Origin of the sequence: Thalassococcus halodurans (assembly GCF_900108225.1) — a bacterium.
In the GTDB taxonomy this organism is placed as follows: domain Bacteria; phylum Pseudomonadota; class Alphaproteobacteria; order Rhodobacterales; family Rhodobacteraceae; genus Thalassococcus; species Thalassococcus halodurans.
In genome coordinates this window covers 334512-359870 of record NZ_FNUZ01000001.1, presented here as the reverse complement: position 1 = coordinate 359870, position 25359 = coordinate 334512, and the positions used below count along the sequence as shown (strand labels likewise).

Below are 25359 nucleotides of genomic sequence, written 5' to 3'. Positions count from 1 at the left end.
CAATATGTGACAGTTGCAGGTTATTGACCCGATAATCAATTTTACGTCGCGGCGCGACTTAATTCGAGGCGCTCACCCTGTGACGAGCGCGCGCGCTTTCCTGATCTGTCACGCCCAAAAGCCCGGATACCAACCGGACAAGCGAATCTTCTGCGGCGTCACGCCCACCATCGGCCAGAACCACCTCCCACAGTGCTTCGATCACAGTGATGCGTGTTTCAAACGGTACTGCATCCTTGATGGCGCGGGTAAAGCGCACGGTGTCAGGGGCCTCGGATTCCAGCTGCTCGGCATCCTTGGCAAGCGTTTCAGCCTCCGCGTCGTTCAGATCATAACGATGGGCCAGAACATCCAGAATTTTGCTGCGTTCTTCCTGGCTGAAATGCCCGTCTGAACGCGCAACGCGCACGAGAAGAGCAGAGACCGCAAGGCGGGCATCAGGGTCAGCCAGCGGTTGCGGGCTGGGCGAAGTCAGGCGCTTTAGAAAATCTGCAAACATATGATGTACCTAATCGCGATATCGGGTTTTCCAAGCTTCAGAGGCGGGCAAAGATCGCTTCGATCTTTTTGACCTTGTCTGACAGCCCGTAGGGCGGGTTCACAAGAAACATCCCGGAACCGACCATCCTGTGGCCTTCCCGAACGGGCGGAAAGCGGACTTCGCTTTTCAACGCGTCGGGAAATTTCTGTTCCAGTGATTTGATCATCGGTTTGTGCGCCGCGCTTGTCAGGATCGGATACCACAGCGCCAGAATGCCGACGTTCCATTTTTGGGCGATCTGGCCAAAGAACTTGGGCAGATAGCTGTAGTCGTCCTTTATTTCCCATGACGGATCGCACAGCAGCAACCCGCGACGGGGCATTGGGGGGCACAGGCTGATCGCGGTTTCAAAGCCGTCGCGATTGTAGATGTTCGCGCCCCTGATGGTATTCCTGAGTGCGGCGTGTTCCTGTGGGTGCAGTTCGGACAGATGTACCGTATCGGTCGGGCGAAGCAACGCCTTCGCGATCAAAGGAGAACCTGGATAGGCATGTGCGCCATGTTCTTTGCGGATGCGCGCAAGCGTCTGGCGATAAGGATGGTCGCTGGGCAGCGCATCCTCCAGACGTGCTACACCGCCTGCTGCTTCTTGCGTTTTCTGTGCCTCGTCGCCCGACAAATCATACAGCGCACGGCCCGCATGGGTTTCGATGTAGCTGATGGGTTTGTCTTTCAGCGTCAGATAGGCAAGCACATCCGCCAGAATGGCGTGCTTGTGAACATCGGCCAGATTACCGGCATGAAAGGCGTGTTGATACGATAGCATACAGGCCTGTTAGCTTTTTCGAATGGCCGACACAACGCTAGCCGCGCGCGAAGGCACGGCGCAATTTGGCGAAGTACGACTGTTTAAGAATTTCGGGACGAGAAAGTCAAAAGGCGGCCCTGATGGCCGCCCTTGGGGGTGTCGGACGGCCTGGGATGGACCGTTTAAACCAGTCTGGAAATGTCCTTGGCCGCGCGGATGAAATCCTTGAACAGCGGATGCGGCGCGAAGGGTTTGGACTTCAGTTCGGGGTGGAACTGAACGCCGATGAACCACGGGTGGTCTTTCCATTCCACGATCTCGGGCAGTTTGCCGTCCGGCGACATGCCAGAGAACTGAAGACCGCATTCTTCCAGCTTGTCCTTGTAGGAAATGTCGACCTCATAACGGTGACGGTGGCGTTCATCGATGGCTGTCGTGCCGTAAATTTCCGCCACTTTAGAGCGCTCGGCCAGAACCGCGTCATAGGCACCAAGGCGCATTGTGCCGCCTTTGTCGTCAGCCACGGAACGGTTGACCTTTTCGTTGCCCTGAACCCATTCCTTGAGGTGGTAAACCACCGGTTCAAAACGTTTTTTGCCAGCTTCGTGATCGAATTCTTCCGATCCCGCGCGGTCCATGCCAGCCACGTTCCGCGCCGCTTCGATAACCGCCATCTGCATACCGAGACAGATGCCCAGATAAGGCACTTTATGTTCACGGGCGAACTGGGCCGCTTTAATTTTGCCTTCGGTCCCACGTTCACCAAAACCACCGGGAACTAGGATCGCGTGATAGCCCTGCAGATGCGGTGTCGGATCTTCCTTGTCGAAGATTTCCGCATCCACCCATTCGATGTTCACTTTTACACGGTTGGCCATGCCACCATGTGTCAGCGCTTCGGCGATGGATTTGTAAGCGTCTTCCAGCTGGGTGTACTTGCCGACGATGGCGACGTTGACCTGACCTTCGGGGTTATAGATGCGGTCTGCCACATCTTCCCAACGGGTCAGGTTCGGGCGCGGGGCAGGGTTGATCTGGAACGCGTCCAGAACAGCCTGATCCAGACCTTCGCGATGATAGGCCAGCGGGGCCTCGTAGATCGATTTCAGATCCTGTGCCGCGATCACGGCGTCAGGGCGCACGTTACAGAACAGCGCCAGTTTTTCGCGTTCTTTGCGGGGGATCGGACCTTCGGACCGGCACACCAGCAGATCAGGCGCCAGACCGATAGAGCGGAGTTCTTTAACCGAGTGCTGTGTCGGCTTGGTTTTCAGCTCACCCGAGGCCTTGATGTAGGGCAGCAGCGTCAGGTGCATGAAAATACATTCGCCGCGCGGCTTGTCTTGGGAAAACTGGCGGATCGCTTCGAAGAAGGGCAGGCCTTCGATGTCGCCCACGGTGCCGCCGATTTCACAGAGCATGAAGTCGACTTCGTCTTCGCCGATCGAGATGAAATCCTTGATCTCGTTCGTGACGTGCGGAATCACCTGAATGGTTTTGCCCAGATAGTCGCCGCGACGCTCTTTTTCCAAAACGTTGGTGTAGATGCGGCCGGACGAGATCGAGTCGGTCTTGCGCGCGGGAACGCCTGTGAAACGTTCGTAGTGGCCCAGATCAAGGTCGGTTTCCGCGCCATCGTCTGTCACGAACACTTCGCCATGTTCAAAAGGCGACATCGTGCCGGGATCGACGTTCAGGTAGGGATCAAGCTTTCTCAGTCGAACCGAATATCCGCGTGCTTGCAGCAAAGCACCCAGCGCCGCCGATGCAAGTCCCTTCCCCAAAGAAGAAACAACACCGCCAGTAATAAAGATAAAGCGTGCCATGTGGCCCGAACCCCGTGATTTTCTTGCCATTTCGTTGAGCGATTGAAGGCAATTTACGCCCTCCCACGGTCCACTCAGACCGCAGCATCACGGGATTTAAGCTATAGAGGATTCGCAGCACTCTGTCTACCCAACCGCAAGATGCTGTTGCGGTTGGTTATCGTTCCTCAATGTATGGTGGTTTAGTCCGCGCGCGGAACCAGAGGTGCGTCGCCGGTGTCGCCCGCAGAGGGCGGCGGCAGCAGGCCGTCAGTGTCCAGACCCGGCAGCGAGCTGTCGGTTTCTGCGGCAGGCGCAGTCGCACCGCCAAGACGATCCATGACAGACACTCCAGAGGCTTTAGATGCAGCAATCACTGTCAGTGTCAGTGTGGTGCAGATAAAGGCGACGCCCAGAATCCAGGTCAGTTTGCCAAGAGCCGTCCCCGCAGAACGCGCCGATACAGCACCGCCGCCGCCACCGCCGCCCATGCCAAGGCCGCCTCCTTCGGAACGCTGCATAAGAACAACGCCGATCAGCGCAAGCGCCAGCAACAGGTGGATGACGAGAATGACGTTTTCCATTGGGACCTGACCAAGAATTTCGGATGCGGCGCTGTGTAGGGCATAGATGCGGATGGCGCAACCCACCTATCGGCGCTAGTTTAATGACCAAGTAAGCACGCTGAGCACCATCTCAAGGCACCTTGGTTTGTTTCGCCATAACGTGATCAAAATAGAGTGCCGTAGACACGTTGCATTCGCTGAAACTGTGTTAAGGTTATGGTCTGGCGCCGTAGTGAAATTAAAATGTGGTGTGGTCCTGAGTTGGCTTAATTCGTGCTTTATCGTTGCGTGTTCTCCATAGGTGCAATGCCGCTTGTGGATGTTGAACCTTGGGCGGCTACAGCCTAATGATCCCAGACGTTGATGTGGAAATGATAAAATGAAAAATTCGACTACCGCTCTCTTGTTCGGGGCCTTTTCATTGGCCGCTTGTGGCGGCGGCGGTGGCGGTGGAGGTGGTGTCGTGACGCCCGATCCCGAATTTGGCGAAAACCTTCCGGCTCAGTTCGATTCCCTTTCCGCATCGGTCAACAACCCTGTCGATGAAACCGACCTTGCCGAAGAAACGGCTCTGACAGGGACTGCAATCATGTCCGGCAATGTGTACGTGCCGACAGATGCGGACGCCGTGAATATCATCGTTGGCGATATGTCGGGCACGTTCTTTTTTGACTCAAACACGCTGACGGCCTCGGCAACGAACTTCAACGAATACGAGACCGCGGTGGATTTGGATGCTGATGACAACCCAATTGTTGGCACAGAAGAAGCCACACTACTTTACAGCTTTGATGGAACGGTCAGCGGGACAGGGTCGGTCAACCGTGGCGCTGGTAGTCAGGGCAACACGACGTTTACCATTCCTTTGGCCGGAACTCTGACGGGCACCCGCACCTTTGAAACAGGGGGAGAGGCCGGGTTCAGCGCAGCTGTCGACGTGACTGGCGAAGGCGCGTTCTTCCAGCAAGGAACGGTTCTGTTGGCGAATGGCGTTTTGACATCCGGCACCATTGTTTTTGATGTCGATGGGCAGGCAACCGATTTGGTCATCGATGTGGCCGATCTCAACACACTGATCCTGATGGGCGAATAGGCGCGTTTTGTCTATTTGTCTGTTTAAGGCAAGATTTCTTCAATCTCTCAAAACGCCGGTTTTTTCTTCCATCGGGCTAATAGAGACTTGGCGTCTGTGAATTCGACACAAGGCAAATCGCGCTGAAATCTTACATTACCTATAAGTGTTTGTTGTGTTTGCTTTTTTCTTAAAGGTGTTGCAATGGTATGCTCCACTCAACAACTGCTTATCTGTACTGGAGTTTTTACAAGTGCGCGTGCCTCTGATCGTACCGTTTGTTTCCTTATCATTTATTGCTGCGTGCAGCGGTGGTGGAGGCGGCGGAGCCGAAACTGATCCAGTTTTCGGCGGATCCCTGCCTGAGCAATTCAACATGTTGTCTATGTTCAGTAACAATACTCCTGGAGAGGAAGATATCGCTCCGGAAACATCTCTGACCGGAACAGCGGAAATGTCTGGCAACGTGTATGTTCCGCTAGACAATCCCGGCACGAATATCATTGTCGGAGATATGGAAGCGGATTTTGATTTTTCCCGAAACACGCTGTCTGCATCCGCGACCAATTTCAACGAATACGAATTCGACTTTGATCTTGATGGAAATGATGAAGTCATCGTGGGAAGTGAAAGCGCCACGCTTCTATACGAGTTTGCCGGAACGCTGGAAGGCGACGGTATCATTTATCGCAACGACGGCCCAAACGGTGAAACCGTTTACCTACTTGCGATGGGTGGGGAGATATCCGGTACACGCGATTTTGGTGCATTGGGTGAGCAAGGCTTTAGCGCAACTGTGTCTGCGGACATTGAGGGAATTTTCCTAGAGCCGGGACAGAATCTTCAGACACTAGGCTTTGTTTACGATGGAGAGCTCATTTTCGACTTGGAAAACAGTGCAACACCCTTGGTCGAAGACTTGTTCTACTCTGATGCTTTCATTCTATTGAGTGAGTAGGCGCGAGTGTTTCGCTCTTAGAGCTAGTTAAAAGGCCGCTGTCTCCATGAGGATCGGCGGCCTTTTGACGCGAAAATCCATCTTTCGGCAATTTGCGAAAAGATTCGTGGTTTCCACCGCCGCCTGACCTCTGTAAGACGGCGCCGGTTACTCCCATCGCAACGGAAGGTTTCGTAGACATGGCTAACGTGGTCGTCGTGGGCGCCCAGTGGGGCGACGAAGGCAAAGGCAAGATTGTAGACTGGCTCAGCGAACGCGCAGATGTCATCGCGCGGTTCCAGGGTGGTCACAATGCCGGCCATACCTTGGTGATCGACGGAAACGTCTACAAACTGCACGCGCTGCCCTCGGGTGTTGTTCGTGGTGGCAAGTTGTCGGTCATTGGCAACGGTGTTGTTCTGGATCCGTGGCACCTTCTGAAAGAGATCGAAACGATCCGCGGCCAAGGCGTAGAAATCACGCCCGAGACACTGATGATCGCGGAAAACACGCCGCTGATCCTGCCGTTCCACGGCGAACTGGATCGCGCACGCGAAGGTCAGAACAGCGTTGCCAAGATCGGCACAACAGGCCGCGGCATTGGCCCCGCGTACGAAGACAAGGTTGGCCGCCGCGTGATCCGCGTTGCCGATCTGGCGGACGATGCAACGCTGGAACTGCGCGTTGATCGTGCTCTGGTCCACCACAATGCACTGCGGTCCGGTCTGGGACTTGAGCCCATCGACCGTGACGGTTTGATCGCGCAACTCAAGGAAATCGCGCCGGAAATCCTGCGCTACGCTGCGCCGGTCTGGAAGGTGATGAACGAAAAGCGCAAAGCCGGTAAGCGTATTTTGTTCGAAGGTGCGCAAGGCGCGCTGCTGGACATCGATTTCGGCACATACCCCTTTGTGACATCGTCCAACGTGATCGCCGGTCAGGCGGCCACAGGCACGGGTATCGGCCCGGGCGCAATCGATTACGTTCTGGGCATCGTCAAAGCCTACACCACCCGCGTTGGCGAAGGCCCGTTCCCGACAGAGTTGCACGATGATGATGGTCAGCGTCTGGGCGAACGTGGTCACGAGTTCGGCACCACGACAGGCCGCAAGCGCCGTTGTGGCTGGTTCGATGCCTGCCTTGTGCGTCAGACCTGTGCGACTTCGGGCGTGAACGGCATCTCTTTGACCAAGCTGGACGTTCTGGACGGTTTTGAGACGCTGAAAATCTGCGTGGGCTACGAGTTGGACGGCGAAAAGCTGGACTACCTGCCGACAGCGGCAGACCAGCAGGCACGCTGCACACCCATCTATGAAGAGATGAAGGGTTGGAGCGAATCGACAGAAGGCGCGCGCAGCTGGGCGGACCTTCCGGCCGAGGCGATCAAATACGTGCGCCGCGTCGAAGAGTTGATCGAATGCCCTGTCGCTCTACTTTCCACCTCGCCCGAGCGTGACGACACAATCCTCGTCACAGACCCCTTCGCGGACTGAGGTTAAGACATGGCAAGCCACAAGACGAAAAAACGCCTCGCGCTGTTGATCCTGATTGTCGGTTTGCCGATCTATATCGTTGTGGCCTCCAGCCTTGTGACATGGCTGGGGCGCCCGCCCATTCTGGTCGAACTGCTGATTTACATCGTGCTTGGTATCGTCTGGGCGCTGCCGTTTAAGTGGGTGTTTCTGGGCGTTGGTCAGGAAGCACCGGATCAGAACGACCCTCAGTAAAAGCTTTGCGGATCGATATCGATCGCTAGCCTGAGATCGCCTTTCAACTTATAAGGACGGACCCAATCGGCCAAAGCGGCCTGTAGCGGCGCGCCTTTGTCGGCCTTCACCAGTAATCTGACACGATGACGCCCGCGCACCCGTGCAATTGGCGCAGGGGCGGGGCCAAAGACCTGTGCGCCAATCCGGCGCAAGGCTGCGTCATTGCGGGCCAGCGCGTTGCCCAGATCAAACACTTCTTGCACGTCGGTGGACGACAGGATGATCGCCGCCATGCGCCCGAAGGGGGGCATTCCGGCGGCGCGGCGTTCGTCGGCCTCGGCCTGCCAGAAATTTTCCTCATCCCCGTTCAGGATCGCGCGGATGACAGGGTGTTCCGGCTGATAACTTTGCAAAAGCGCGATGCCGGGCTTCACCGCACGGCCAGCGCGGCCAGCCACCTGCCGCATCAACTGGAAGGTCCGTTCGGCGGCGCGCAAATCCGACCCTTGCAGACCCAAGTCCGCATCAATCACACCAACTAGGGTCAGCAGGGGGAAGTTGTGCCCCTTGGCCACAAGTTGGGTGCCGATAATGATGTCCGCGCCGCCATTGGCGATGCCTTCAATCTCGGCCTTCAACGCGCGGGCCGATCCGTACATGTCCGATGACAGAACCGAGATGCGGGCATCGGGGAACAGCTTTTCGGCTTCTTCGGCCAACCGTTCAACCCCCGGACCAACAGGGGCCATGCGGCCTTCGGCCTCGCACGATGGGCATTTATCGGGGATCGGCGCGCTTTCCCCGCATTGGTGGCAGATCAGGCGTTTCAGGAACCGGTGTTCAACCATCCGCGCGTCGCAGTGTTCGCATCCCACCTGATGCCCGCAAGCGCGGCAGATGGTGATGGGCGCATAGCCGCGACGGTTCAGGAACAAGAGCGCCTGTTCGCCCGCATCGACCCGCATCTGCACGGCGACGCGCAGTTGTTCGGATATCCAGCGATCCGACGGTAGCTTTTCCCCACGCATATCCAGCGCGCGCATTTCCGGCATCACGGATTCACCGAACCGCGATTTCAACGTCAGTTTTTCGTATTTGCCGGCCTCGGCGTTCGCCCAAGTTTCAAGGCTGGGCGTAGCGGATGCCAGAACCACCTGCGCACCGTTCAATGATGCCCGCAGGACCGCCATGTCGCGGGCGTTATACAGCACGCCTTCTTCCTGTTTGTAGGACGTGTCGTGTTCTTCATCTACAACGATCAGACCAAGTTGCTGGAACGGCAGGAACAATGCAGACCGTGCACCGATCACCATCTGGGCCGATCCCTCTCCGATCATTTTCCAGACGCGGCGGCGTTCGGTCATGGTGACGCCGGAATGCCATTCGGCGGGCTTTGCTCCAAAGCGCTCCTGAACGCGGGTCAGGAATTCAGCGGTCAGGGCGATTTCCGGCAGCAGCACCAGCGCCTGACGCCCTTGGCGCAGGCATTCTGCGACGGCCTCAAGATAGACCTCGGTTTTGCCTGAGCCCGTGACGCCGTGCAGCAGCGTGGTGCCGTAGTTGCCCGATTTCACCTTGTCGCGCAGATGCGCGGCGGCTTGCGCCTGATCCTCGGCCAGATCTTTGGATGGCAGGTCCGGATCGAGATAAGGGAAGGCGGTGTCGCGCGGGCTTTCTTCTTCGCGGACGCAGCCCAGTTTCACCAATCCTTTGATCACCGATTGCGTGACGCCCGCAGCTTCGGCAAGTTCGCCAAGGGTCAGGGACAGGCCGCCCAGTTCTTCAAGCGCGGCCAGGACCCGGCGGCGGGCATCGGTTTCCCGTTCGGGGCGGCCATCGCCCAGACGATAGATTTTGCGCATCGAGGGCGGATCGCCCAAGCCCGGTGCGCGGGTGGCAAGGCGCAACATCGCGGACATCGGTGTAAGCGTGTAGTCGCCCGCTTTGGTCAGGAATGCCTGTAATTCCTCACGCATCGGCGGGGCGTCGAGCGTTCGGATGACGGACCGGACTTTGGAAATATCCCAATTGCCCTGTCCCGGCCCCCAGACAACGCCCAACACCTTGCGCGGGCCAAGCGGCACCTCGACAAACGCGCCGACAAAACAACCGCCTTCGGGGGCGCGATAGTCCAACACACGATCCAAAGGCTGGGTCGTGAGAACACCGATCAACGCGCCGGTTTCAAAAAAGGTCGGTGACGATTGCATGGGTTACGGTTTCTCAGTCCTGACGCATAAGGTAAAGACCTTGACCCACAAATGAAAAAGGGCGCGCAAAAACTGCGCGCCCTTTCGTTGATGTCCGGTAAAGATCAGAGACCGATTTTTTCGGCCTGACGCACAATTACCTCGGCTTGTTTGATCGACGCGATGTCGACCAGACGGCCTTTGTAAACGGTCGCGCCTTCGCCGCGGGCCTTGGCCGCTTCCATCGCTTCCAGAATTTCGCGGGCCTCTGTCACAGCCGCTTCGGACGGTGTGAAGACTTCGTTCGCCAGTGCGACCTGCTTGGGGTGGATCGCCCATTTCCCGACCATGCCCAGCGTCGCCGAACGCAGCGCCTGTGCGCGGAAACCTTCGTCGTCCGAGAAGTCGCCGAACGGGCCATCGACCGGCAGAACGCCGTGTGTGCGGCAGGCTGCGACGATGGCCGCCTGTGCCCAGTGCCACGGGTCGGACCAGTATTTCTGGCCTTCGCGGTGCATGTAGTAGTTTTCCTGCGTGCCACCGATGCCGGTTGTCGCCATGCCCATAGAGGCTGCGAAGTCAGCGGCGCCAAGGCTCATGGCCTCAAGGCGCGGGGTGGCGGCGGCGATTTCTTCTACGTGGGAAATGCCCGCCGCAGATTCGATGATTACTTCGAACTTGATCGGCTTTGTGCGGCCTTTGGCAGCCTCGACCGCTGTGACCAGCGCGTCAACGGCATAAAGGTCAGCGGCACAGCCCACTTTGGGGATCATGATCTGGTCAATACGATCCGACGCGTTTTCCAGAATTTCGACCACGTCGCGGTACCAGAACGGCGTATCCAGACCGTTGATACGCACGGACAGGGTTTTGGTGCCCCAGTCGACGTCGCCGATGGCTTCGATCACGTTCTTACGGGCCTGATCCTTGTCTGTCGGTGCGACCGAGTCCTCAAGGTCAAGGTTGATAACGTCGGCAGCAGAGGCGGCCATTTTTTCAAAGATCGCAGGGCGCGAGCCCGGTCCGAAAAGTTGGCAACGGTTCAGGCGGGCAGCCGGTGTGGGTTGGATCTTGAAGGACATGGCGCGTCTCCTCGTTGAAAGAAAATGTCGTATACGCTGGCATACGGGTTATTAAATGACCCTGGGCTATGCAAGCGGATTTTGCGCCTGCGGCAAAAAACGCTGCGACGCGGCGATGGGCTTGAGATTCGTGATGGTGTGAACCTGCGGTGGGCGTCGTGAATCGCGGGATATTCTTCGATGAAAGTTGGAAAAGAGGTAAAATTCTTCCGATGTTTCCGTGAATCACACGGTTTTTGCGAAGTTTTTCGAAAATACGGGGCGCATGCTGCAGGCAATTCCAAAGGAGCCTGCCATGATCAAGACCCCCTATCTTCTATTCCTCGGCGACGCGCCGGATCCTCTTGCCGCGAAGGTTGCCCAAGGCATTAAGGACTGGCGGCCTGAAAACTGTGTCGGTCAGCTGCGTCTAGATGGGTGCAAGGCGGACATGGGGTTGGCGGATATGACATTGGCCGAGGCCTATGAGGCAGGTGCACGCACACTAGTCATTGGCGTCGCAAACCGCGGCGGCGTGATTTCGCCCCTTTGGAAAGATGTGCTGCTGTCGGCTATGGATCACGGCTTTGATCTGGCGTCGGGTCTGCACAATCTACTAAGCGAAGAAGATGATCTGGTGGCCAAGGCCGCCGAAACGGGGCGTGAGCTGCATGATGTGCGCGTTCCGACCGTCGATTATCCGATTGCCAACGGTGTGAAGCGCACGGGTAAACGCGTGCTGGCGGTTGGGACCGATTGTTCTGTGGGAAAGATGTACACAGCCCTGGCACTGGATCGCGACATGCGGGCGGCGGGGATGAAATCGACATTCCGCGCGACGGGGCAAACCGGCATTCTGATCACTGGCGACGGTGTTCCTTTGGACGCGGTCATCGCTGACTTCATGGCGGGCTCGATCGAGTGGCTGACGCCGGACAACGACGACGATCATTGGGATGTGGTCGAAGGGCAGGGCAGCCTGTTCCACGTATCGTTCTCGGGCGTGACCATGGCGCTAATCCACGGATCGCAGCCTGATGCGCTGATTCTGTGCCATGAACCCACACGTGAACACATGCGCGGGCTTCCGGGTTATAAACTGCCATCGCTTGAGGCGGTGCGTGATACGGCGCTGACCATGGCAAAGGTCGCGAACCCAGACTGTCAGGTTGTGGGCGTGTCGGTGAACACCCAGCATTTAAGCGATGAAGATGCCAAAGCCTACTGCGCCGAGGTTGAGGCGCGTCTTGGTCTGCCGACCATCGATCCCTATCGCCATGGGGCAGAAAGGCTGGTTGCGGCGCTGCAGGCGTTGTGATCGGAATGGGTGCGATCAAAGACGAGGTGTCACAGGTGATTTCTGTTCAGCGCGAGCGGTTCAAACTGGCCGAGGTGTTCACCATCAGCCGCGGGTCACGGACCGAAGCCAAGGTTCTGACCGTGCGGGTGACAAAGAACGGTGTCACCGGCTGGGGCGAATGCGTGCCCTATGCGCGTTATAGCGAAACGCTGGACAGCGTGACCGAGGAAATCGCAGGCCTGCCTGCGGATGTGACGCGCGAGGCTTTGCAGTCCCTGCTTCCGGCGGGGGCAGCCCGCAACGCCGTTGACTGCGCGCTTTGGGATTTGGAAGCGAAATCAAGCGGCAAACGGGTATGGGAGCTGGCCGGCTTGCCCGCGCCTAAGCCCGAGATTACGGCTTACACCCTGTCGCTTGCATCACCAGAAGAGATGGAGGCGCAGGCGCGCAAGCATGCGTTTCGCCCGTTGTTGAAGATCAAGCTGGGCACGCCGGATGATATGCCCCGATTGGAAGCGGTGCGCCGGGGTGCGCCTGACGCGCGGATCATCGTGGATGCGAACGAAGGCTGGTCGGCGGATGTCTACGCCGATTTGGCGCCGCATCTTGTCCGCCTTGGCGTGGCTTTGGTCGAGCAACCTCTTCCTGCTGGTGACGATGATGCGCTGATCGGGATGGACCGGCCTGTGCCTGTCTGTGCGGATGAAAGCTGTCATGACCGCGAAAGCCTTCCGAAGCTTGCCGGTAAATACGACGTCGTAAATATCAAACTGGATAAAACCGGCGGCCTGACCGAGGCGCTGGCGCTGAGGGATGCGGCGATCAAGCAGGGCTATGACATTATGGTCGGCTGTATGGTCGGGTCGTCTTTGGCTATGGCGCCTGCGACACTGGTCGCGCAGGGTGCGGTGATCACTGATCTTGACGGGCCGCTTCTTCTGGCCGAAGACCGTGCCAAGCCGCTTGTGTTTGACGATGCAGGCGTTCATCCGCCGGAAGCCGCACTTTGGGGCTGATCGCGGCCTTTATATCCAGGCCCTGAAATCGGGCCGCAGCCAGATTTGACGGAGTACCCGACGATGACCCGTACCGTATACCTGAACGGCGAATACTTGCCCGAGAACGAAGCCAAAGTGTCGATCTTTGACCGCGCGTTCCTGATGGCGGACGGCGTGTACGAGGTGACATCGGTTCTGGACGGCAAGCTGATCGACTTTGACGGCCACGCTGTGCGCCTTGCCCGTTCGCTGAACGAACTGGACATGAAGAACCCGATTTCCAAGGAAGACCTGCTCGAGGTGCACCGCGAACTGGTGCGCCGGAACAACATCGAAGAGGGTCTGGTCTATCTGCAAATTACACGCGGCGCGCCGAACGACCGTGATTTCGTCTTCCCCGATCCCGAAACGACAGAGCCGACCATAGTTCTGTTCACCCAGAACAAGCCGGGTCTGGGCAATGACCCCAAAGCCAAGCAGGGCCTGAAGGTCATCTCGATCGAAGACCAGCGTTGGGGCCGTCGCGACATCAAGACTGTTCAGCTGCTGTACCCGTCGCTGGGTAAGATGATGGCCAAGAAGGCGGGCGCAGATGACGCGTGGATGGTGCAGGACGGTTTCGTGACCGAAGGCACATCCAACAACGCCTATTTCATCAAGGGCAACACAATCGTCACACGTGCCCTGTCCAACGACATTCTGCACGGCATCACCCGTGCCGCTGTTCTGCGCTTTGCGGAAGAGGCACAGATGAAGGTGGAAGAGCGCAACTTCACAATCGAAGAGGCGCAGACAGGCGACGAGGCGTTCATTTCGTCGGCGTCCGCGTTTGTCATGCCGGTCATCGAAATCGATGGTGTCCAACTGGGCGACGGCACGCCGGGTGCCCGCGTGGCGCGCCTGCGTGAGATTTATCTGGAAGAAATGCGCAAAGCTGCCGTTTGATCCGGTACGTATAAAGCAAAACGGCGGCCCCAGTGGCCGCCGTTTTTGTTTCTAAGACAGGGCGTCTTAGCCCTTGTCGCCGACATTCTCGGCAAAGCTTTTTTCGAACGCCTTCTGTTTGTCGTCCGACGCGTCGGTCTGGTAATTGGCTTTCCAGTCGGCCATCGTCATGCCGTAAAAAACCTCACGTGCTTCTTCTTTGCCCATTTCGATGCCTTTTTCGTTGGCAGCTTCCTGATACCAGCGCGACAGGCAGTTGCGGCAGAAACCGGCAAGGTTCATCATGTCGATGTTTTGCACGTCAGTGCGGTCTTCCATCAGGTGCTGACGCAAGCGGCGGAAGGCGGCGGCCTCAAGCTCGATACGGGTCTGGTCATCCATTGCGGTGTCTCCTTTGGTTGGGACAACAATGGGGTTTTGGCGGCTATGTTCAAGCCGTCATAAAGCACGATAAGGCCGCATGCTGTCACATAAGGGTAATCATTCCGGTGCAAACGGTGATGGCAAAGTTCCGGTAGCTGCTCGTATCGGCAGAGGTTGCGGGGGCGCGGGAAATAGGCAATAAGGCACTAACCGTTAGCGTTAACGGTGATCCGAAAAGACTTCGAAAGGCAGGAACGTTCATGAAACGCAGTCGTAATGTGAAAATCGTGGCCACGCTTGGCCCGGCCTCTTCTGATTACGAAATGATCCGCGCCCTTCACGAAGCAGGCGCCGACGTTTTCCGCCTGAACATGAGCCACGGTGCCCATGAAGAGATCGCCGAACGCCACGCGATTATTCGTCAGGTCGAAGAAGACCTGAATTCGACCATCGGTATTCTGGCCGACCTTCAGGGCCCGAAACTTCGTGTTGGCACCTTTGCCAACGACGAAGAGGAACTCGAAGAAGGCGCGAGCTTCCGTCTGGATCTGGACAAGACCCCGGGCGACGCAACCCGCGTGTGTCTGCCGCACCCCGAAATCTTTGCAGCGCTAGAAGAGGGCACGTCGCTTCTAGTCAATGACGGTAAAATCCGTCTGAAGGTCACGTCGTTCGGCAAGGACTTTGCCGATTGCGAAGTGATTGTCGGTGGCACCATTTCCAACCGCAAAGGTGTGAACGTTCCCGATGTGGTTCTGCCGCTGGCAGCCTTGTCTGAAAAAGACCGCAAGGATCTGGAATTCGTCTGTGAACTGGGTGTCGACTGGCTGGCGCTGTCGTTTGTCCAGCGTCCTGAAGACGTGAACGAGGCCCGCGATCTGGCCAAAGGCCGCGCGGCGATCCTGTCCAAAATCGAAAAACCCGCTGCCGTCAAAAGCTTTGAAGACATTCTGGCTGTGTCCGACGGCATCATGGTGGCTCGCGGCGATCTGGGCGTGGAATTGCCTGTCCAGAACGTGCCGCCCATCCAGAAGCGCCTGATCCGCAAAAGCCGCGCGGCGGCCAAGCCGGTGATCGTTGCGACCCAGATGCTGGAATCGATGATCGAAAGCCCGATGCCGACCCGCGCCGAAGTCTCTGACGTCGCCACAGCGATCTACGAGGGCGCAGATGCCATCATGCTGTCTGCGGAATCTGCCGCCGGCGCCTATCCGATCGAAGCTGTGACCACGATGAACAATGTCGCGGTCGAAGTGGAAAGCGATCCGAACTATCAGGACATCGTGTCGAAGTCCCGCGAAGCCAAAAAGACGACCGTCAACGATGCGATCGTGGCTGCGGCGCGCGAGATCACAGAAACCACCGACATCAAGGCGATCTGCTGCTACACCCAGTCCGGCACTACGGCGCTGCTGGTTGCACGCGAACGTCCGCCGGTGCCGATTCTGGCGCTGTCGTCGCAGCGCCGCACAGCGCGTCGTCTGGCGCTGACATGGGGCACGAAATGCGTCATGACCGGTGATCTGGACCGCTTCAAAATGGCCGTTGTGAACGCCGCCAAGGCTGCGCGTGCGCTGGGCTATGCGACCGAGGATGACCAGATTGTTGTGACTGCGGGTGTGCCCTTTAACACGCCGGGCACCACCAACATTCTGCGCGTGGCCCCCTGTGACGAACGTTTGATTTATAACACCGATCCAGAGTAATATTATCCCGTTTTATTTACGGGATTTTTACCATGGGTTATTTTTCAACCGTCGTTCAGCCGGACATCAGCCTGATTCTCGGGCTGTTCCTGCTGTGCCTTTCACTTCTGTCCTTCCTGTCGGCGCTAGCTGGCGGCAGGAAGCCTGTCGTGGGCATTATTATGGCCACGCTTGCCATCATTTTCATTTCCTATGCATGGCGCGAGAAGCCAGGTGGCTATACACCCCGCTCGGCGGCCATGATTGTTTATGAAATAATCGCCGACATTCTGAACTAAGGGGGCCTAACCTCTTGCAATTCAGGGCGCAGCCCGTTATCTGCGCCCATCTTCACCCGCGTGACCGGCCGATGTGGCATGCCGAGTCGCGCGATACTTTGACCGCTCGAAGACAAATAGGAGACGGAAATGCCCAAGATGAAGACCAAATCGAGTGCTAAAAAGCGCTTTAAGGTTTCGGCAAACGGTAAAGTGATTGCAGGCCAGGCTGGCAAGCGTCACGGCATGATCAAGCGTACCAAAAAGTTCATTCGCGACGCACGTGGCTCGACCACTCTGTCCGCGCCTGACGCAAAAATCGTCAAGGGCTACATGCCCTACGACCGCTGATCCCACTTATCGTATAAGGAGCCGAACACATGGCACGAGTTAAAGGTGGGACAACTACCCACGCCCGTCACAAGAAAGTCATCAAGGCAGCCAAGGGTTATTACGGTCGTCGTAAGAACACCTTCAAGGTCGCCCGTCAGGCCGTAGACAAGGCCAACCAGTACGCAACACGCGACCGCAAGAACCGTAAGCGCAATTTCCGCGCGCTGTGGATCCAGCGTATCAACGCGGCTGTTCGCGCACACGACGAAGCACTGACATACTCTCGCTTCATCAACGGCCTGAACCTGGCTGGCATCGAAGTGGACCGTAAGGTTCTGGCCGATCTGGCCGTACACGAGCCCGAAGCGTTCACAGCGATCGTTGAGCAGGCGAAAGGCGCGCTGGCTGCCTAAGCCACCGCGTCACCGGAATTCGAAAAGGGCTGCCGATCCGGCAGCCCTTTTTGTTTTGTGCGTTGGCTAATGTGCAATTGGACAGCAGGTTCTCATTGCGATCATAGACGTCTTCGGTTGCACAAAAGCGGGCTAGCAGATAGCTAGGCGCAAAAGGTTCCGGAGGCCGTGAAATGGATGATCTGCGCGACAAGTATATCGATCTGATCGCGAACGCTGGCGATGAAGCATCGCTGGAAGATCTGCGTGTGCAGGCAGTTGGCAAAAAAGGCGAGATCAGCCTGAAAATGCGCGAGTTGGGCAAGATGACGCCGGAAGAGCGTCAGATCATGGGCCCCAAGCTGAACGCGCTGAAGGACGAGATCAACACAGCCCTGTCCGCCAAAAAAGAAGCGCTGGCCGATGCGGCGCTGAACGAACGTCTGAAGTCCGAATGGTTGGACGTGACGCTGCCGGCCCGTGATGCGCGTGTTGGCACGATCCACCCTGTCAGTCAGGTGATCGAAGAGGTCACGACGATCTTTGCCGACATGGGGTTCTCCGTTGCCGAAGGTCCGCAGATCGACACGGATTTCTATAACTTCGACGCGCTGAACATCCCCGGCCACCACCCCGCGCGGGCCGAGATGGACACGTTCTATATGCACCGCGCCGAGGGCGACAATCGCCCGCCGCACGTGCTGCGCACCCACACCAGCCCCGTGCAGATCCGTCATATGGAAAAGCACGGCGCACCCTGCCGCATCATTGCGCCGGGCCGTGTGTATCGTGCCGACTATGACCAGACCCACACGCCGATGTTCCATCAGGTCGAAGGCCTTGCCATCGACAAGGATATCTCGATGGCGAACCTGAAATGGGTTCTGGAAGAATTCTTTGCCGCCTTCTTCGAGGTCAAAGGCATCAAGACCCGCTTCCGCGCGTCGCACTTCCCCTTCACTGAACCCTCGGCCGAGGTCGACATTCAGTGTTCTTGGGAAGACGGTCAGCTAAAGATCGGTGAAGGCGATGGCTGGCTCGAGGTTCTTGGCTCGGGCATGGTGCACCCCAAAGTGCTGCAGGCCGCTGGCGTGAACCCCGATGAATGGCAGGGCTTTGCGTTTGGCATGGGGATCGACCGGATCGCGATGCTGAAATACGGCATCCCCGATCTGCGGGCCTTCTTTGACAGCGACCTGCGCTGGCTGCGCCACTACGGCTTTGCAAGCCTCGATGTGCCGACGCTGCACGGTGGCCTGAGCCGCTGATTTCAACGGGGTGTCCCCCAACACGTAACGCGAAGGGCATTCGCCCATCACAAGTAACACACTGGTAGGCCCGCGATGAAATTCACGCTCTCCTGGCTCAAATCCCATCTGGACACAGACGCATCCGTTGATGAAATCGCGGAGGCGCTGACCGACCTTGGACTTGAGGTCGAAGGTATTGAAAACCCGCTCGAGAAGCTGCGCGATTTCACCATCGCCAAAATCCTTGAGGCAGAACAGCACCCCGATGCGGACCGTCTGCGCGTTTGTAAGGTCGACACCGATCAGGGCGAAACCCAGATCGTCTGTGGCGCACCCAATGCACGGGCAGGGATTACCGTGGTTCTGGCCAAGCCGGGCACCTATATTCCCGGTCTGGATATCACCATTTCTGTCGGCAAAATCCGTGGTGTCGAAAGCCACGGCATGATGGCGTCGGAAAAGGAACTGGAACTGTCCGACGAACATAACGGCATCATCGAGCTGCCCTCGGGCGAGATTGGTGAAAACTTTGCCGATTGGATGGCGGAGAACCAGCCTGCCAAGGTTGATCCGGTTATCGAAATCGCCATCACCCCGAACCGCGCCGATGCGCTGGGCGTGCGTGGCATTGCCCGCGATCTGGCGGCACGTGGTCTGGGCACGCTGAAGGCCCGCGATTGTGACCCCATCGAAGGCACGTTCAAAAGCCCGATCAACGTCACCATCGACGAAGATACGCTGGACGTTTGCCCCGTATTCTACGGCCGCTACATCCGTGGTGTGAAAAACGGCCCGTCGCCGCAGTGGTTGCAGGACCAGCTGAAGGCCATAGGCCTGCGCCCGATTTCGTTCCTTGTGGACGTCACCAACTTCTTCACCTTTGACCGTAACCGCCCGCTGCACGTGTTTGACGCGGACAAGGTCAAAGGCGATCTGCGTGTGCACCGCGCAAAGGGTGGCGAAGAGCTGCTGGCGCTGGACGAGAAAACCTACACCCTGCAAGAGGGTATGGTCGCGATCTCGGATGATCAGGGCGTTGAAAGCCTTGGTGGTATCATGGGTGGCGAAGTGTCCGGCGTGACCGAAGAGACCGTGAACGTCTTCCTTGAAGCGGCTTACTTTGATCCGGTCCGCACCGCTTACACAGGCCGCGCGCTTAAGATCAACTCGGACGCACGGTATCGTTTCGACCGCGGTATCGATCCGGCATGGACGCCGATTGGCATCGAACACGCCACACGCATGATCCTTGATCACGCAGGCGGCGAGGCATCCGAAGTTGTGGTTGCCGGTGCTGTCCCCGATCATTCCCGCGCCTATAAGCTGGACACAGACCGTGTTGTCAGCCTTGTCGGTATGGAAATCCCCGCAGAAGAACAGCGCGCGACTCTGACTGCGCTGGGCTTTGAACTGGATGGCGATATGGCGTCTGTTCCGTCGTGGCGCCCCGATGTTCAGGGCGAGGCTGATCTGGTGGAAGAGGTCGCGCGCGTTGCGTCCCTGACCAAGCTGCAGGGCAAGCCGCTGGCACGCATCAACGCGGGCGTTCCCAAGCCGATTCTGTCGCCGCTGCAAAAGCGCGAGCAGGCAGGTCGCCGGACCGCTGCGGCGCTGGGTTACAACGAATGCGTCACCTACAGCTTTATCGACAAAGCCTCGGCCTCGCTGTTCGGCGGTGGTGATGATGCGACTATGTTGGCGAACCCGATTTCGTCCGAAATGAGCCACATGCGCCCGTCGCTGCTGCCTGGTCTGTTGCAGGCCGCAGCGCGTAACCAGTCGCGCGGCTTTGCTGATCTGGCGCTGTTCGAAATGGGTCACGTCTTTGCTGGCGGTGAGCCGGGTGAACAGACGCTGATGCTGGCGGGTCTGCTGGTCGGTAAGACTGCGTCGAAAGATGTGCACGGTGCCTCCCGCGCGGTCGACGTGTACGACGCCAAGGCCGATGCCGAAGCGCTGATGTCCGCCATGGGTGCCCCTGCAAAGATGCAGATTCTGCGCACGGGCGAGGCATGGTGGCATCCGGGCCGTCACGGTGTGATGTGTCTGGGTCCGAAAAAAGTGCTGGGCATCTTCGGCGAAGTGCATCCCAAAGTCCTGCAGGAAATGGACGTGAAAGGACCCGCCGTGGCCTTTACCATCTGGCCTGCGGAAATTCCGATGCCCAAGAAAACAGTCACGACGCGCCCTGCGCTGAAACTGTCTGACTTGCAGCCGGTTGAACGCGACTTTGCCTTTGTGGTCGACGCTGACGTTCAGGCGCTGGATCTGGTGAATGCCGCTGCTGGTGCGGATAAGGCGCTGATCGAAGACGTGCGTGTGTTTGACGAATTCATCGGCGGTTCGCTGGGCGAAGGCAAGAAATCCTTGGCCATCACCGTGCGGATGCAGCCCAAAGACACGACGCTGACCGAAAAAGAGATCGAAGCCGTTGCTGGCAAGATCGTTGAAAAGGTCACCAAAGCCACCGGTGGTACGCTGCGCGGCTAAAGGTTCAGGCGACCGCGCCGAAACGCGCGGTTGCCTTCAGCCCGTCATGGGTTAGCTTTCAAGCCAACACTGGAATAGGAGGCGAGCACATGGGACTGAACGTATATTTGTCGGGTGAAATCCACACAGACTGGCGCGAACGCATCATCAGCGGCGCGCAAGGGTTGGACGTGACGTTCTCGGGGCCAGTGACGGATCACGCAGCCTCGGATGATTGCGGTGTCGCGATCCTTGGCGGCGAAGATAAAAAATTCTGGCACGATCGCAAAGGCGCGTTGGTCAACAGCATCCGCACCCGCAAGGGGATCGAGGATGCGGATGTCGTGGTTGTCCGTTTTGGCACCGAATACAAACAGTGGAACGCAGCTTTTGATGCGGGTTTTGCAGCCGCTTTGGGCAAATCCATGATTATCCTTCAGCCCGAACAGCACGATCACGCGTTGAAAGAAGTTAACGCTGCCGCGCAGGCCGTTGCCCGCGAACCCGAAGAGGTGGTCGAGATTTTGCGCTATGTTCTGACCGGATCGCTGCCCAGCTAATGACCTGGCCAAAGTGGCGTTCCATCACGAACGCCACTTTTTGACGCATCTTTTTGAAAATTCCCGCTGACAGATATTCGAACTTGTCTATGCTTCCCCTAGCCGCATCAAAAAGCGGCATTTCTTAAATGTGGGGACACTGGGAATGATTAACGAATTCAAGGCTTTCATCGCCAAGGGCAATGTCATGGACATGGCTGTTGGTATCATCATCGGCGCGGCGTTCACGGCCATCGTGACCTCGCTTGTCAGCGACCTGATCAACCCGATCATCGGTTTGTTCATGGGCGGCGTGGACTTTACCAACAACTATGCGGTTCTGTCCGGTGACGTTGCAGAAGGCGCAAGCCTTGAAGCTGCGCGTGAAGCAGGGGCTGCGGTCTTTGCCTACGGCTCTTTCCTGATGGCAGTCATCAACTTCCTGATCATCGCGTTTGTCGTTTTCCTGCTGGTTAAGTGGGTCAACAAGATGAAAGACGCCGCGATCAAAAAAGACGACGAGCCTGCAGAGGCGGCTCCGGCTGGTCCGACCGAACTGGACATCCTGATGGAAATCCGCGACTCGCTGAAAAAGTAAGTCGTCTACTTTGGAAAAAAGAAGACCCGTCGCGGCGCGGCGGGTCTTTTTTGTTTTGTTCAGGGCGTCTTATTTGACTTCGGTTTCGACTTCGATGTTGCCCTGCGTCGCGTTGGAGTAGGGGCAGATGAAGTGGCCGCGCTCGGCGATTTTTTCCGCCACGTCTTTGTCGACGCCCGGCATTTCAACGACCAGTTTTACCTTCAGGCCAAAACCGCCATCGCTGCGGGGGCCGATGCCTACGTGTGCGTCCACGGTCGCATCTTCTGGAACGGCGCCCAGTTTTTCGTTCTGCGCCGCAAAACGCATCGCGCCAAGGTAACAGGCCGCATATCCCATCGCGAACAGTTCTTCGGGGTTATGACCTTCGCCGGAGCCACCCAGTTCTTTGGGGCTGGTCATGGTGACGGTCAGCATACCGTTTTTCAGCTTGGAAAGACCGTTGCGGCCACCGCCAGTTGCATGGGCTTCGGTCCAGTATTTTGTGTCGACGGACATGATATATTCCTTTGTGCACGATTTAATCCTGCACACTATGTATGTCGCGTGGTCGCAATGTCAATCTCTTGCGGAAAAATCGCGCGCGATATAAATTAAAGGCATGGCACTCGCACCTTCGGATATGTTCTGCTTTTCGCTGTACTCGGCGACGCATGCGATGCAGCAGGCTTACCGCCCGCTGCTAGAAGAACTCGGCGTGACCTATCCGCAGTATCTGGTTCTAAGTGCCCTGTGGTCATCGGACGGGCCTTTGACGGTGGGCGGTATCGGTCAGCAGGTTCAGCTGGATTCCAGCACACTGACGCCGTTGCTGAAGCGTCTTGAGGCCGCCGAACTTGTAGAGCGTAGCCGCGATCCCAAGGATGAACGCCAAGTGCGCGTCGCCTTGACCGAGAATGGTTCCGCGCTTGAGGCTAAGGCCGCGCATATCCCCGAGTGCATCTTGGAAAAGACCGGACTGGATATCGAAACGCTACAACGCCTGCGGGCCGAGGTGTTGGCCGTCGCGGATAAGCTGCGGGCCACCGGCGCATAAGGATTGTACCTTTTCCCGCGCAGTTGTTGGCAAAGTCGATCTGTCGCCTTGCCCCATGCATCCCCATTGACTAAGACGGCGCCGACGCCGAGACGACGGAGACCAGAATGACACAGGCACAGCGTATTGCCCTTGGGTCCGTCGTGGTAGGGGCCGTTGTGCTGGTGGTCAAACTGGCCGCGTGGTTCTTTACCGGCTCGGTTGCGATCCTGTCAGACGCCTTGGAAAGCATCGTCAACGTGGCCACGGCCATCGCAGCGCTGGTCGCTGTGCGTGTCGCGGCGCGCCCGCCGGATGCTTCACACCCCTATGGACACCACAAGGCCGAATTCTTTTCGGCGGTTCTGGAAGGTGTGATGATCGTCATCGCGGCCCTGCTGATCCTGCATGAAGCGTGGGGGCGTTTCTGGGAGCCAGCGGCAATCACCCAGCCGTGGCTTGGTTCGGCAATCGTTGTGGCAGCCAGCGTGATCAACGGCGCTTGGGCGCTTGTGTTGATCCGCAAGGGGAAGGCGTTGAAATCCCCTGCGCTCAGCGCGGACGGGAAGCATCTTCAGACAGATGTTGTGACGTCGATTGGCGTGATCATCGGGATCGCGGCGGCCGTGGCGACGGGCTGGTATTGGCTCGATCCGCTGATGGCCGCGCTGGTGGCGCTGAACATCCTGTGGTCCGGTTGGCATGTTATTGCATCGTCCCTGTCCGGATTGATGGATGAATCCGTGTCCGAAGATGAATTGGCCGACCTGCGCAATCTGATTTCGGATCATGCCGAAGGCGCGGTAGAGGCGCATGATCTGCGCACCCGTGTGGCGGGTCGTGCGACATTCGTAGATTTCCATCTGGTGGTGCCGGGCGATATGTCCGTGACTGCCGCACATGAGATTTGCGACCGCATCGAAGTGGCGCTGAAAAAGCATCTGGAAGAATGCATCGTGACCATCCACGTGGAACCGGAAGATCACGCCAAACACACAGGTATCGTGGTTCTTTAACGCTTCAGATCGTCCAGATAGGCGTTGACGGATGTCTGGATGTGGCGAAAGCGGTCGCCGCCCAAATGGACGCCGCCAAACCAGCGGGTCACAACAATCAGGTGGTTTTGCAGGTTCTCGCGTTCCAGCATGCGGATGATAACCATGCCTGCACCGGATTCACCGTCATCGTTTTTGACGGGCCCGTCGTCGGTCAGCAATGCCCAGCTGTTATGCGTCGCTTTGGCGAACTTCTTTTTCTTCTTCAGTTCTTTGATCAGCGCTTCGGCTTCGGCCTTTGAGGCAGCAGGTCCACCCGCCACAGCATAGCGCGACCCGCGGTCGTTCAGGACGTTTTCTAGAATGGTCAAAGTCATGGGGCGAGCGATGCATGCTCGCACGCCCCTGTGTCAAGGCTCGGGCAGTGGTCAGCCGTTCAGAACATCGTCCAAAGGCGTGACGGGCAGGTCCAAAGCCTCGCCCACCGGCGCGCATGTGATCTGCCCGTCGTGCACGTTCAGACCGTTTGCCAGATGCGGATCATCCCTCAGCGCCTGTTTCCAGCCCTTGTTCGCCAGCGCCATCAGGAAGGGCTGTGTGGCATTCCCAAGCGCGAGGGTGGAGGTACGCGGCACCGCGCCCGGCATGTTGGCGACGCAGTAATGAATGATGCCGTCGACCTCATAGATCGGATCGGCATGGGTGGTGGGCTTCGAGGTTTCAAAGCAGCCGCCTTGGTCGATTGCCACGTCCACCAGAACCGCGCCGGGTTTCATAGTGGCCAGTTGTTCGCGTTTGACCAGCTTGGGGGCGGCGGCACCGGGCACGAGGACCGCGCCAATGATCATGTCGGCTTCTTTCACCAGTTCGGCAGTCAGCGCCGGATTGGCGTAAACTGTTTTAAACTGATCCCCGAACAGATCATCCAACTGGCGTAGGCGGGGCAGGGACCGGTCCAGCACGGCCACGTTGGCACCCATACCTGCGGCCGCGCGGGCTGCATGTGTGCCAACCGCGCCACCGCCGATTACAACGACGCGGGCAGGGAAGACGCCAGGCACGCCGCCCATCAGCACGCCCATACCGCCATTGGCCTTTTGCAGGGCCCAAGCGCCCATTTGTGGGGCAAGCTTGCCCGCAACCTCAGACATCGGGGCCAGCAGCGGCAAGCCGCCTTGGGCCGACGTCACGGTTTCATAAGCGATGCAGGTCGCGCCACTTCCCATCAGGTCTTTGGTTTGCTCGGGGTCGGGGGCAAGGTGCAGGTAGGTGAACAGCACCTGACCCTTGCGCAGCATCTTGCGTTCGACGGCCTGCGGTTCCTTGACCTTTACGATCAGATCGGCGGCGTCAAACACCTCTGCGGCGGTGTCTGCGATGGTCGCGCCAACGTCCGTGTATTCTTTGTCAGTGAAGCCCGCGCCATCGCCAGCACCGGTTTCCACGATCACCTCGTGACCGTTCTGGACGGCTTCCGCTGCGGCGTGGGGTGTCAGGCCGACGCGATATTCCTGCGGTTTGATTTCTTTTGGGCACCCGATTTTCATGGCGTCCTCCCGTTTGTCCTTCTG

General features: G+C 58.0%; 27 protein-coding genes. 17 read left to right on the top strand and 10 right to left on the bottom strand.

What is annotated here, in order from left to right; genetic code table 11:
- Positions 1-58: 58 nt before the first annotated feature.
- The 4 genes from C4S59_RS01790 to secG all read right to left on the bottom strand — a co-directional run bounded on the left by C4S59_RS01790 (position 59) and on the right by secG (position 3678).
- Complete coding sequence (locus C4S59_RS01790; protein WP_103908762.1) at positions 59-499, bottom strand: tellurite resistance TerB family protein; 441 nt, start codon at positions 497-499, stop codon at positions 59-61.
- A gap of 37 nt (positions 500-536) precedes the next feature.
- Positions 537-1307: a 23S rRNA (adenine(2030)-N(6))-methyltransferase RlmJ gene (locus C4S59_RS01785; RefSeq protein ID WP_103908761.1), complete on the bottom strand. Its 771-nt coding sequence runs from the start codon at positions 1305-1307 to the stop codon at positions 537-539.
- Positions 1308-1471: 164 nt separating this feature from the next.
- Positions 1472-3115, bottom strand: coding sequence for a CTP synthase (locus C4S59_RS01780; RefSeq protein ID WP_103908760.1), 1644 nt, complete (start codon positions 3113-3115; stop codon positions 1472-1474).
- 182 nt (positions 3116-3297) lie between these two features.
- Positions 3298-3678: a preprotein translocase subunit SecG gene (secG, locus tag C4S59_RS01775; protein WP_103908759.1), complete on the bottom strand. Its 381-nt coding sequence runs from the start codon at positions 3676-3678 to the stop codon at positions 3298-3300.
- A 361-nt stretch (positions 3679-4039) separates the two neighbouring features.
- On the opposite strand from secG, the gene C4S59_RS01770 reads away from it, so the two are divergent.
- The 4 genes from C4S59_RS01770 (at position 4040) to C4S59_RS01755 (ending at position 7396) form a co-directional block, all read left to right on the top strand.
- Positions 4040-4753, top strand: coding sequence for a hypothetical protein (locus tag C4S59_RS01770; RefSeq protein ID WP_146064497.1), 714 nt, complete (start codon positions 4040-4042; stop codon positions 4751-4753).
- Positions 4754-4907: 154 nt separating this feature from the next.
- Complete coding sequence (locus C4S59_RS19470) at positions 4908-5690, top strand: hypothetical protein (RefSeq protein ID WP_146064496.1); 783 nt, start codon at positions 4908-4910, stop codon at positions 5688-5690.
- Between the two features lie 179 nt (positions 5691-5869).
- On the top strand, positions 5870-7162 hold the full coding sequence (locus C4S59_RS01760; protein ID WP_103908756.1) for an adenylosuccinate synthase: 1293 nt from the start codon (positions 5870-5872) through the stop codon (positions 7160-7162).
- A gap of 9 nt (positions 7163-7171) precedes the next feature.
- Positions 7172-7396: a DUF2842 domain-containing protein gene (locus C4S59_RS01755; RefSeq protein ID WP_103908755.1), complete on the top strand. Its 225-nt coding sequence runs from the start codon at positions 7172-7174 to the stop codon at positions 7394-7396.
- Here C4S59_RS01755 and C4S59_RS01750 read toward each other — a convergent pair.
- On the bottom strand, positions 7390-9588 hold the full coding sequence (locus tag C4S59_RS01750; protein WP_103908754.1) for a primosomal protein N': 2199 nt from the start codon (positions 9586-9588) through the stop codon (positions 7390-7392). The two genes, C4S59_RS01755 and C4S59_RS01750, sit on opposite strands and share 7 nt — an antisense overlap.
- A 104-nt stretch (positions 9589-9692) precedes the next feature.
- On the bottom strand, positions 9693-10649 hold the full coding sequence (locus tag C4S59_RS01745; protein ID WP_103908753.1) for an L-malyl-CoA/beta-methylmalyl-CoA lyase: 957 nt from the start codon (positions 10647-10649) through the stop codon (positions 9693-9695).
- A 295-nt stretch (positions 10650-10944) separates the two neighbouring features.
- On the opposite strand from C4S59_RS01745, the gene dgcN reads away from it, so the two are divergent.
- The 3 genes from dgcN (at position 10945) to C4S59_RS01730 (ending at position 13871) form a co-directional block, all read left to right on the top strand.
- The gene (gene dgcN, locus C4S59_RS01740) at positions 10945-11946 is read left to right on the top strand and encodes an N-acetyltransferase DgcN (protein ID WP_103909378.1); all 1002 of its coding nucleotides are present in this window, start codon (positions 10945-10947) and stop codon (positions 11944-11946) included.
- A 5-nt stretch (positions 11947-11951) separates the two neighbouring features.
- Positions 11952-12944 carry an N-acetyl-D-Glu racemase DgcA gene (gene dgcA, locus C4S59_RS01735; RefSeq protein WP_103908752.1) on the top strand — a complete coding sequence of 331 codons (993 nt, stop codon included), beginning with the start codon at positions 11952-11954 and terminating at the stop codon, positions 12942-12944.
- Between the two features lie 63 nt (positions 12945-13007).
- On the top strand, positions 13008-13871 hold the full coding sequence (locus C4S59_RS01730) for a D-amino-acid transaminase (protein WP_103908751.1): 864 nt from the start codon (positions 13008-13010) through the stop codon (positions 13869-13871).
- Positions 13872-13937: 66 nt separating this feature from the next.
- Here the strand turns inward: C4S59_RS01730 and C4S59_RS01725 are convergent, their stop codons facing one another.
- The gene (locus C4S59_RS01725; protein WP_103908750.1) at positions 13938-14252 is read right to left on the bottom strand and encodes a DUF1244 domain-containing protein; all 315 of its coding nucleotides are present in this window, start codon (positions 14250-14252) and stop codon (positions 13938-13940) included.
- A gap of 242 nt (positions 14253-14494) precedes the next feature.
- Between C4S59_RS01725 and pyk the strand changes: the two genes are divergently transcribed.
- The 8 genes from pyk to mscL all read left to right on the top strand — a co-directional run bounded on the left by pyk (position 14495) and on the right by mscL (position 21778).
- Positions 14495-15940, top strand: a complete 1446-nt coding sequence (gene pyk / locus C4S59_RS01720) for a pyruvate kinase (protein ID WP_103908749.1) — start codon at positions 14495-14497, stop codon at positions 15938-15940.
- A gap of 32 nt (positions 15941-15972) precedes the next feature.
- Positions 15973-16218, top strand: coding sequence for a hypothetical protein (locus C4S59_RS01715; protein WP_103908748.1), 246 nt, complete (start codon positions 15973-15975; stop codon positions 16216-16218).
- A gap of 129 nt (positions 16219-16347) precedes the next feature.
- Positions 16348-16548 carry a 50S ribosomal protein L35 gene (rpmI, locus tag C4S59_RS01710; protein WP_103908747.1) on the top strand — a complete coding sequence of 67 codons (201 nt, stop codon included), beginning with the start codon at positions 16348-16350 and terminating at the stop codon, positions 16546-16548.
- Between the two features lie 29 nt (positions 16549-16577).
- Positions 16578-16943 (top strand): 50S ribosomal protein L20, encoded by a 366-nt coding sequence (rplT, locus tag C4S59_RS01705; RefSeq protein ID WP_103908746.1) that lies wholly within the window; start codon positions 16578-16580, stop codon positions 16941-16943.
- Positions 16944-17116: 173 nt separating this feature from the next.
- Complete coding sequence (gene pheS / locus C4S59_RS01700) at positions 17117-18190, top strand: phenylalanine--tRNA ligase subunit alpha (protein WP_103908745.1); 1074 nt, start codon at positions 17117-17119, stop codon at positions 18188-18190.
- 75 nt (positions 18191-18265) lie between these two features.
- Entirely contained in the window at positions 18266-20662 is a 2397-nt protein-coding gene (gene pheT, locus C4S59_RS01695) for a phenylalanine--tRNA ligase subunit beta (RefSeq protein ID WP_103908744.1), read from the top strand.
- Positions 20663-20751: 89 nt separating this feature from the next.
- A complete protein-coding gene (locus tag C4S59_RS01690; RefSeq protein ID WP_103908743.1) occupies positions 20752-21201 on the top strand; it encodes a YtoQ family protein in 450 nt (149 codons plus the stop codon).
- A 145-nt stretch (positions 21202-21346) separates the two neighbouring features.
- Entirely contained in the window at positions 21347-21778 is a 432-nt protein-coding gene (mscL, locus tag C4S59_RS01685) for a large conductance mechanosensitive channel protein MscL (protein ID WP_103908742.1), read from the top strand.
- 69 nt (positions 21779-21847) lie between these two features.
- Here the strand turns inward: mscL and C4S59_RS01680 are convergent, their stop codons facing one another.
- Positions 21848-22276 (bottom strand): organic hydroperoxide resistance protein, encoded by a 429-nt coding sequence (locus C4S59_RS01680; RefSeq protein ID WP_103908741.1) that lies wholly within the window; start codon positions 22274-22276, stop codon positions 21848-21850.
- Between the two features lie 103 nt (positions 22277-22379).
- Between C4S59_RS01680 and C4S59_RS01675 the strand changes: the two genes are divergently transcribed.
- A complete protein-coding gene (locus C4S59_RS01675; protein WP_234994653.1) occupies positions 22380-22814 on the top strand; it encodes a MarR family winged helix-turn-helix transcriptional regulator in 435 nt (144 codons plus the stop codon).
- Positions 22815-22921: 107 nt separating this feature from the next.
- Complete coding sequence (locus tag C4S59_RS01670) at positions 22922-23809, top strand: cation diffusion facilitator family transporter (RefSeq protein WP_103908739.1); 888 nt, start codon at positions 22922-22924, stop codon at positions 23807-23809.
- On the opposite strand, the gene C4S59_RS01665 is transcribed toward C4S59_RS01670, so the two are convergent.
- Both C4S59_RS01665 and ald read right to left on the bottom strand, forming a co-directional pair.
- Positions 23806-24159, bottom strand: coding sequence for a YigZ family protein (locus C4S59_RS01665; RefSeq protein WP_103909377.1), 354 nt, complete (start codon positions 24157-24159; stop codon positions 23806-23808). The two genes, C4S59_RS01670 and C4S59_RS01665, sit on opposite strands and share 4 nt — an antisense overlap.
- A gap of 57 nt (positions 24160-24216) precedes the next feature.
- Entirely contained in the window at positions 24217-25335 is a 1119-nt protein-coding gene (gene ald, locus C4S59_RS01660) for an alanine dehydrogenase (RefSeq protein ID WP_103908738.1), read from the bottom strand.
- Positions 25336-25359: the final 24 nt, after the last annotated feature.

Excerpts from the sequence above, each read along its gene's own strand:
- ald (WP_103908738.1), bottom strand. The coding sequence starts at position 25,335 with ATGAAAATCGGGTGCCCAAAAGAAATCAAACCGCAGGAATATCGCGTC.
- C4S59_RS01790 (WP_103908762.1), bottom strand. The coding sequence starts at position 499 with ATGTTTGCAGATTTTCTAAAGCGCCTGACTTCGCCCAGCCCGCAACCG.
- dgcA (WP_103908752.1), top strand. The coding sequence starts at position 11,952 with ATGGGTGCGATCAAAGACGAGGTGTCACAGGTGATTTCTGTTCAGCGC.
- pheS (WP_103908745.1), top strand. The coding sequence starts at position 17,117 with ATGGATGATCTGCGCGACAAGTATATCGATCTGATCGCGAACGCTGGC.
- rplT (WP_103908746.1), top strand. The coding sequence starts at position 16,578 with ATGGCACGAGTTAAAGGTGGGACAACTACCCACGCCCGTCACAAGAAA.
- dgcN (WP_103909378.1), top strand. The coding sequence starts at position 10,945 with ATGATCAAGACCCCCTATCTTCTATTCCTCGGCGACGCGCCGGATCCT.
- rpmI (WP_103908747.1), top strand. The coding sequence starts at position 16,348 with ATGCCCAAGATGAAGACCAAATCGAGTGCTAAAAAGCGCTTTAAGGTT.
- pyk (WP_103908749.1), top strand. The coding sequence starts at position 14,495 with ATGAAACGCAGTCGTAATGTGAAAATCGTGGCCACGCTTGGCCCGGCC.
- C4S59_RS01715 (WP_103908748.1), top strand. The coding sequence starts at position 15,973 with ATGGGTTATTTTTCAACCGTCGTTCAGCCGGACATCAGCCTGATTCTC.
- C4S59_RS01750 (WP_103908754.1), bottom strand. The coding sequence starts at position 9,588 with ATGCAATCGTCACCGACCTTTTTTGAAACCGGCGCGTTGATCGGTGTT.
- C4S59_RS01675 (WP_234994653.1), top strand. The coding sequence starts at position 22,380 with ATGGCACTCGCACCTTCGGATATGTTCTGCTTTTCGCTGTACTCGGCG.
- C4S59_RS01785 (WP_103908761.1), bottom strand. The coding sequence starts at position 1,307 with ATGCTATCGTATCAACACGCCTTTCATGCCGGTAATCTGGCCGATGTT.
- mscL (WP_103908742.1), top strand. The coding sequence starts at position 21,347 with ATGATTAACGAATTCAAGGCTTTCATCGCCAAGGGCAATGTCATGGAC.
- C4S59_RS01745 (WP_103908753.1), bottom strand. The coding sequence starts at position 10,649 with ATGTCCTTCAAGATCCAACCCACACCGGCTGCCCGCCTGAACCGTTGC.
- secG (WP_103908759.1), bottom strand. The coding sequence starts at position 3,678 with ATGGAAAACGTCATTCTCGTCATCCACCTGTTGCTGGCGCTTGCGCTG.
- pheT (WP_103908744.1), top strand. The coding sequence starts at position 18,266 with ATGAAATTCACGCTCTCCTGGCTCAAATCCCATCTGGACACAGACGCA.
- C4S59_RS01770 (WP_146064497.1), top strand. The coding sequence starts at position 4,040 with ATGAAAAATTCGACTACCGCTCTCTTGTTCGGGGCCTTTTCATTGGCC.
- C4S59_RS01760 (WP_103908756.1), top strand. The coding sequence starts at position 5,870 with ATGGCTAACGTGGTCGTCGTGGGCGCCCAGTGGGGCGACGAAGGCAAA.
- C4S59_RS01680 (WP_103908741.1), bottom strand. The coding sequence starts at position 22,276 with ATGTCCGTCGACACAAAATACTGGACCGAAGCCCATGCAACTGGCGGT.
- C4S59_RS01780 (WP_103908760.1), bottom strand. The coding sequence starts at position 3,115 with ATGGCACGCTTTATCTTTATTACTGGCGGTGTTGTTTCTTCTTTGGGG.
- C4S59_RS01725 (WP_103908750.1), bottom strand. The coding sequence starts at position 14,252 with ATGGATGACCAGACCCGTATCGAGCTTGAGGCCGCCGCCTTCCGCCGC.
- C4S59_RS01755 (WP_103908755.1), top strand. The coding sequence starts at position 7,172 with ATGGCAAGCCACAAGACGAAAAAACGCCTCGCGCTGTTGATCCTGATT.
- C4S59_RS01730 (WP_103908751.1), top strand. The coding sequence starts at position 13,008 with ATGACCCGTACCGTATACCTGAACGGCGAATACTTGCCCGAGAACGAA.
- C4S59_RS01690 (WP_103908743.1), top strand. The coding sequence starts at position 20,752 with ATGGGACTGAACGTATATTTGTCGGGTGAAATCCACACAGACTGGCGC.
- C4S59_RS01670 (WP_103908739.1), top strand. The coding sequence starts at position 22,922 with ATGACACAGGCACAGCGTATTGCCCTTGGGTCCGTCGTGGTAGGGGCC.